Below are 4,883 nucleotides of genomic sequence, written 5' to 3'. Positions count from 1 at the left end.
AAATACAAGTGAATCAAACAAACCTTTAAATAATCCTCCAAAGAAAACACCACTTGTAAAAGGTGGTAATACAAAGGCAGTAAATAATCTTGCAACACAGGAAAATAAGGCAAGAGGTTCAGTAATTGAAAATGTAGATAGGAATGGAAAAGATATTACACCAAGTGGAGATACAGAAAAAGATAAAGAAAATCCAGTAGATGTAAGACAATTTTTAACATTTCAAACTAAAAGTGGAAAAACTATGCACCTAATAGTGGATCATTCATCAAACCAAGATAATGTAAGATTATTGACAGAAGTAGGAGAGCAAGACCTACTTAATATGATTGAATCAAAAGATAAAAACGCTGTAAAGGTTGAAGAACCTAAGAAAGAAGAAGTGAAAAAAGAAGAGCCTACGGCTGTTCCAGTAAAAGAAGAAAAGAAAAGTGGAATAGGTTCATTTCTAATTGTTGCACTTGTAATTGGAGGAGTAGTAGGAACAGGATACTATTTTAAGGTAGTTAAAGCAAAAGAAGATAAAATGTTGGAAGACTTTGAAGAAGATGATGAGGATTATATTAGTGAGTCAGAAGATGATGACGATGATGAAACTCACGAAGAATCTTTAGATGAAGATGATGAACTATTATAAAGATATGAAAATTAAGTACAATTGAATCTTTGTCACGAATATGATACAATATCCGTGACAAAGGAGAATTGTAATGAGTTCATATACAGAAAAAATATCAGATAAAATAAATGATTTTGACTCACATAAAGTATTTTTTGCAAATGACTTTTTAGATATTGCATCTAATGCTACGGTTAGACAAATATTGAAAAGATTAGCAGATGAAGATAAAATTAAGCGTGTCATTGATGGTTTTTATTACAATCCAAGATATAGTGAATTAATTGGAGAGTACGAAGCAGTATCAATTCACGAGTTAGCACTTGCCATAGCAAGAAAATACAATTGGAATATTGCACCATATAATAGCACAGCCTTAAACTTATTAGGACTTTCAACACAAGTTCCAACTCACTATAAATATATATCTAGTGGAAGATATAAGGAATATAAAATTGGAGATACCATTTTAGAATTTAAAAAAGTAAACCCAGGAGAGATTGCTAATATGTCCTTAAAGACTGCAACAGTTATTCAAGCAATTAAATCTTTGGGCAAAGAAAGTATAACTAATGAAGTTATACAAAAGATAAGAGAAAATTTAACTCAAGAAGAAAGAACAGATTTAATGAACGAATCAAAATCAGTTCCTGCATGGATATATGAAGTAATAAGGGAAATTTGTGAGGGCAAAAATGAATAAGTTTTATATAGAAAATAAAGAAGACTTAAGAGTTTTAATGGTAAATACAGCCAGAAAGAGAAATATATCTGAGGCAGTTATTGAAAAGGACTATTGGGTTACTTTTATCTTAGATTATCTATTTAATGAAAACGAATGGAGGGAATATTTTACCTTTAAAGGAGGAACATCACTTTCAAAATGCTTTGGGCTTATAGAAAGATTTTCAGAAGATATAGATCTAATCTTAGATTGGCGAGTATTAGGATATGAAGAAAAAGAACCATGGATTGAAAGGTCAAATACTAAGCAAGATAAATTCAACAAAGAAGTTAATGAAAAGACAGAAGTATTTTTAAGAGATAAATTTTTAACAGTCTTAGAACAAGATTTAAAGGATTTTAATTTTGAATTTTCAATAGATATAATAGATCCGCAAACAATTCTTTGTAAATATCCGAAAATCTTTGAATCGAATTATTTATCACAAAATATTAGACTAGAAATAGGAAGTCTCGCAGCGTGGACACCTGCGATTGATGTTGATATTTTGCCGATAATTGGAGAAGTCTATCCGAATGTATTTAAAGAAAAAACAAAAATAAGAACTGTATCGGCAGAGAGAACCTTTTGGGAAAAAGCAACAATTTTACACCACGAAGCAAATAGACCGGAGTCTTCTCATATGCCGCATAGATATGCAAGACACTTTTATGATTTATATAAAATAGCAAATTCAGATTTTAAAAACAAAGCCTTGGAGAATAAGGACTTATTAAAGAAAGTGACTGAATTTAAGATGAAATTTTATCCTAGAAAGTGGGCAAAGTACGAAAATGTATTAGATGGAAATTTGAGGTTAGTTCCAGATAAGTTTAGATTTTCTGAAATAGAAAAAGATTATAAAGCTATGTCAGAAATGATTTATGGAGCCTATCCAAGCTTTGATGAGATTATAAATGCACTCAAAGAATTGGAAAAAGAAATTAATAAATAGAATTCAACCGAAAATAATACGATATTTGGGAGAAACACTTTGAGCGAGAAGAGTTTTTCGCTCTTTTTTATTATTCACGTTGTTTTATAAAACTATGAATGATATAATTTATATAAATACAATTTTGGCTTAATAAATAGAGAGGTGTTTTATGATTATTGAGGTTTGTGTAGATTCATTGGAATCTGCGGTTACGGCGATAAACGCGGGGGCAGATCAGGTGGAGCTTGTTTCTTTGACTGAGGTTGGGGGGATTACTCCGTCGATCGGGCTTTTGGAAGCGGTTCTCGAGAGGGGAATTACGACTATGGCGATGGTTAGGCCGCGCGCTGCGGGTTTTTGTTATTCGGATTTTGACAAGGAGGTTATGCTTCGAGATGTTGAGGCGTTTCGAAGAGCCGGGGCGCAAGGTGTTGTTTTCGGTGCGCTTAATGCAGACGGGACTGTAGATTTTGAGTTTTCAAAGAGGTTTTGCGAGAAGGCGGGCGATATGGATGTTGTGTTTCACAGGGCGTTTGAGGTTGTGAAGGACAAGATGACCGCTGCAAGGGAACTTTCCGAAATCGGAGTGAGGAGGATTCTTACGAAGGGCGGCAATTCACTCGTCGACGGGCAAGATATTATTCGGGAGCTTTTGACTTTGGAAAAGCCGGAGATTATTTCGGGAGGAGTTCGGGAGAATACGATTGAGCTCATCAAGGATTTGGGTTTAAAGTTTGTGCATGTTTCGAGCGGCAGGGAGGTTGTTGACACTTCAACCGCCGGCACCGGGATTTATTTTGGAAAAAATGGGGATAAGAGGGATGAGGTGTATACGGTAGCAGACGCCGATTACCTTAGAAAGATAATTTCAAATTTGCGGGCCTTTTCGCGATAAACGACTGATCTCGTGTTTTAGTCGCTCTGACATATTTACCAATATGCCTCACTCCGGAAACTTCATGCAACTGTTTCTCATCAAAATATCATCTCAAATTAGGTTTGAAGGCGATAGGGGGTTATACAGCGTTAAAAACACAGCGTTGTTGGTGATAAAACATATTTTAAAAACACATAAATGGGTGGGAGGACACACAGTGCCGTCCCGTTACATTTTGGGGGACGTGCAAAGCGAGTGTGGATTTATACAATTGTGTTTTTTTACAAAATAAATTTCACATACACACCGTTGTTGTTGATAACACATATTTCAAAAACTCACATATGGGCGTCGCAATGTAATGAACTGCCCCTTGTCAAGTAGACACAATAATTAATTAAAAACCTATTAATCAACTGCATGTTTTCTGTACTCTAATGGAGCCATGCAGTTTAAATTTTTTTGTAATCTGTCATTATTGTAAAACTCAATAAAATTCACAATTTTTTCCTTTAATTCTTCCAAAGAATTAAACTCTTTACCATAAAACATCTCTGTCTTTAATATACCGAAGAAACCTTCCATTGGTCCGTTATCTATACACTTACCTACCCTTGACATGCTTTGGGTCATCCCTTGCTCTTCTACCTTCCTTTTAAAGGCTTTTGATGTGTATTGTGCGCCTCTGTCGCTGTGGAATATTGGTTTTGCATTTGGGTATTTTTCTATGGCATTGTCAAACATTTTAAATACAATGTCTACGTTGCTTCTGTAGGATAGTTCGTATTCTATGATGCTGTTGTCGTACAGGTCAAGTATTGCACTTAGGTAGAGTTTTTTATTCTCTCCAGGTATTCTAAATTCTGTTATGTCTGTAAGCCATTTTTCATTTGGTTTTTCTGCATTAAATTCTCTTTTTAGGATGTTTTCTCTTGTGTAGAATGGTTTTAGTCTTTTTCTGTTTACTTTTTTTCTTCTGATTCTTGCTTTTATCCCTAGGATTCTCATTAGTCTGTAGATGTATTGTTCCGAGTGGTTTTTGTGGTTTAGTTTGTTTATGAACATGGTCATTCTTCTGTATCCTAGGATTCCGTCATATGTTTTGTGGTATTCAGTTATTAGTGTGCTTAGTAGTTCGTCTTGTTTTTCTTTTTCAGGTTTTTCTCTTTTTTTGTATTTGTAGTAGCTGCTTCTTGAGATGTTTAGTATTTCACAGATGGTTGTTACAGGGTATCCTTTTTCTTTGAAGATGTCGACAGTAATGTATTCAGCTTCTTGACGTAGTTTTGAGTGTAGAGTTCTTTTTCCACAGCTTCTTTTTTTTTAAGTATTTCAAGCTCCAGTTCAAGTCTTTTTCTAAGTTCTTTTTCTTTTTCCAGTTCATATTTTAGTTTTTCTGTGTCTGTGAGTTTACTTTTATCTATTTCGTTTTTAAATTTTGGTCCTCTTTTTTTGTATTTTAAGCCTTCTTCTCCTTCTTTTAAGAAGGTTTGTGTCCATTTGTATATTAGTGCGTAGTTTAGGTTGTATATTTCTGCGGCTTTTTTGTAGTTTTTGTTGTTATTTAGGACCCATTTTACTATTTTGGAACATACTCAAATTAGTAGACACATAAATAGCAACAAACTCCATAATTGTAGACAAAGAAATAAAAATATATTATTATTATAAAAGGAGGTCTTTTATGACTACAAAGCGTTATGATGAGGATTTTAAAAAATCCATT

5 protein-coding genes and 1 pseudogene are annotated in these 4,883 nt (G+C 33.8%); 4 read left to right on the top strand and 2 right to left on the bottom strand.

Going from position 1 to position 4,883, the window contains the following annotated elements; all coding sequences use genetic code 11:
* From SPI61_RS01840 to SPI61_RS01825, 4 genes are all read left to right on the top strand, one after another.
* Positions 1-637 (top strand): CD1107 family mobile element protein (locus SPI61_RS01840; RefSeq protein WP_321136442.1); only part of this gene is annotated, 637 nt, incomplete at its 5' end.
* A gap of 73 nt (positions 638-710) precedes the next feature.
* Positions 711-1,322, top strand: a complete 612-nt coding sequence (locus SPI61_RS01835) for a DUF6088 family protein (RefSeq protein WP_321136441.1) — start codon at positions 711-713, stop codon at positions 1,320-1,322.
* Complete coding sequence (locus SPI61_RS01830) at positions 1,315-2,298, top strand: nucleotidyl transferase AbiEii/AbiGii toxin family protein (protein WP_321136440.1); 984 nt, start codon at positions 1,315-1,317, stop codon at positions 2,296-2,298. The genes SPI61_RS01835 and SPI61_RS01830 overlap by 8 nt, the downstream gene beginning before the upstream one ends.
* 151 nt (positions 2,299-2,449) lie before the next feature.
* Positions 2,450-3,175, top strand: a complete 726-nt coding sequence (locus SPI61_RS01825) for a copper homeostasis protein CutC (RefSeq protein WP_321136439.1) — start codon at positions 2,450-2,452, stop codon at positions 3,173-3,175.
* A gap of 390 nt (positions 3,176-3,565) precedes the next feature.
* Here SPI61_RS01825 and SPI61_RS01820 read toward each other — a convergent pair.
* Positions 3,566-4,426, bottom strand: a pseudogene (locus SPI61_RS01820) (IS3 family transposase); the annotation flags it as partial.
* Entirely contained in the window at positions 4,381-4,740 is a 360-nt protein-coding gene (locus tag SPI61_RS07720) for a helix-turn-helix domain-containing protein (RefSeq protein ID WP_414601511.1), read from the bottom strand. The pseudogene SPI61_RS01820 and the gene SPI61_RS07720, both read right to left, overlap by 46 nt.
* Between the last annotated feature and the right edge of the window lie 143 nt (positions 4,741-4,883).

Origin of the sequence: Ezakiella sp., from assembly GCF_034180565.1 — a bacterium.
Lineage (GTDB): Bacteria > Bacillota > Clostridia > Tissierellales > Peptoniphilaceae > Ezakiella.
Note: the sequence above shows the minus strand (reverse complement) of the source record. Positions and strands in the feature narration are given on the sequence as shown.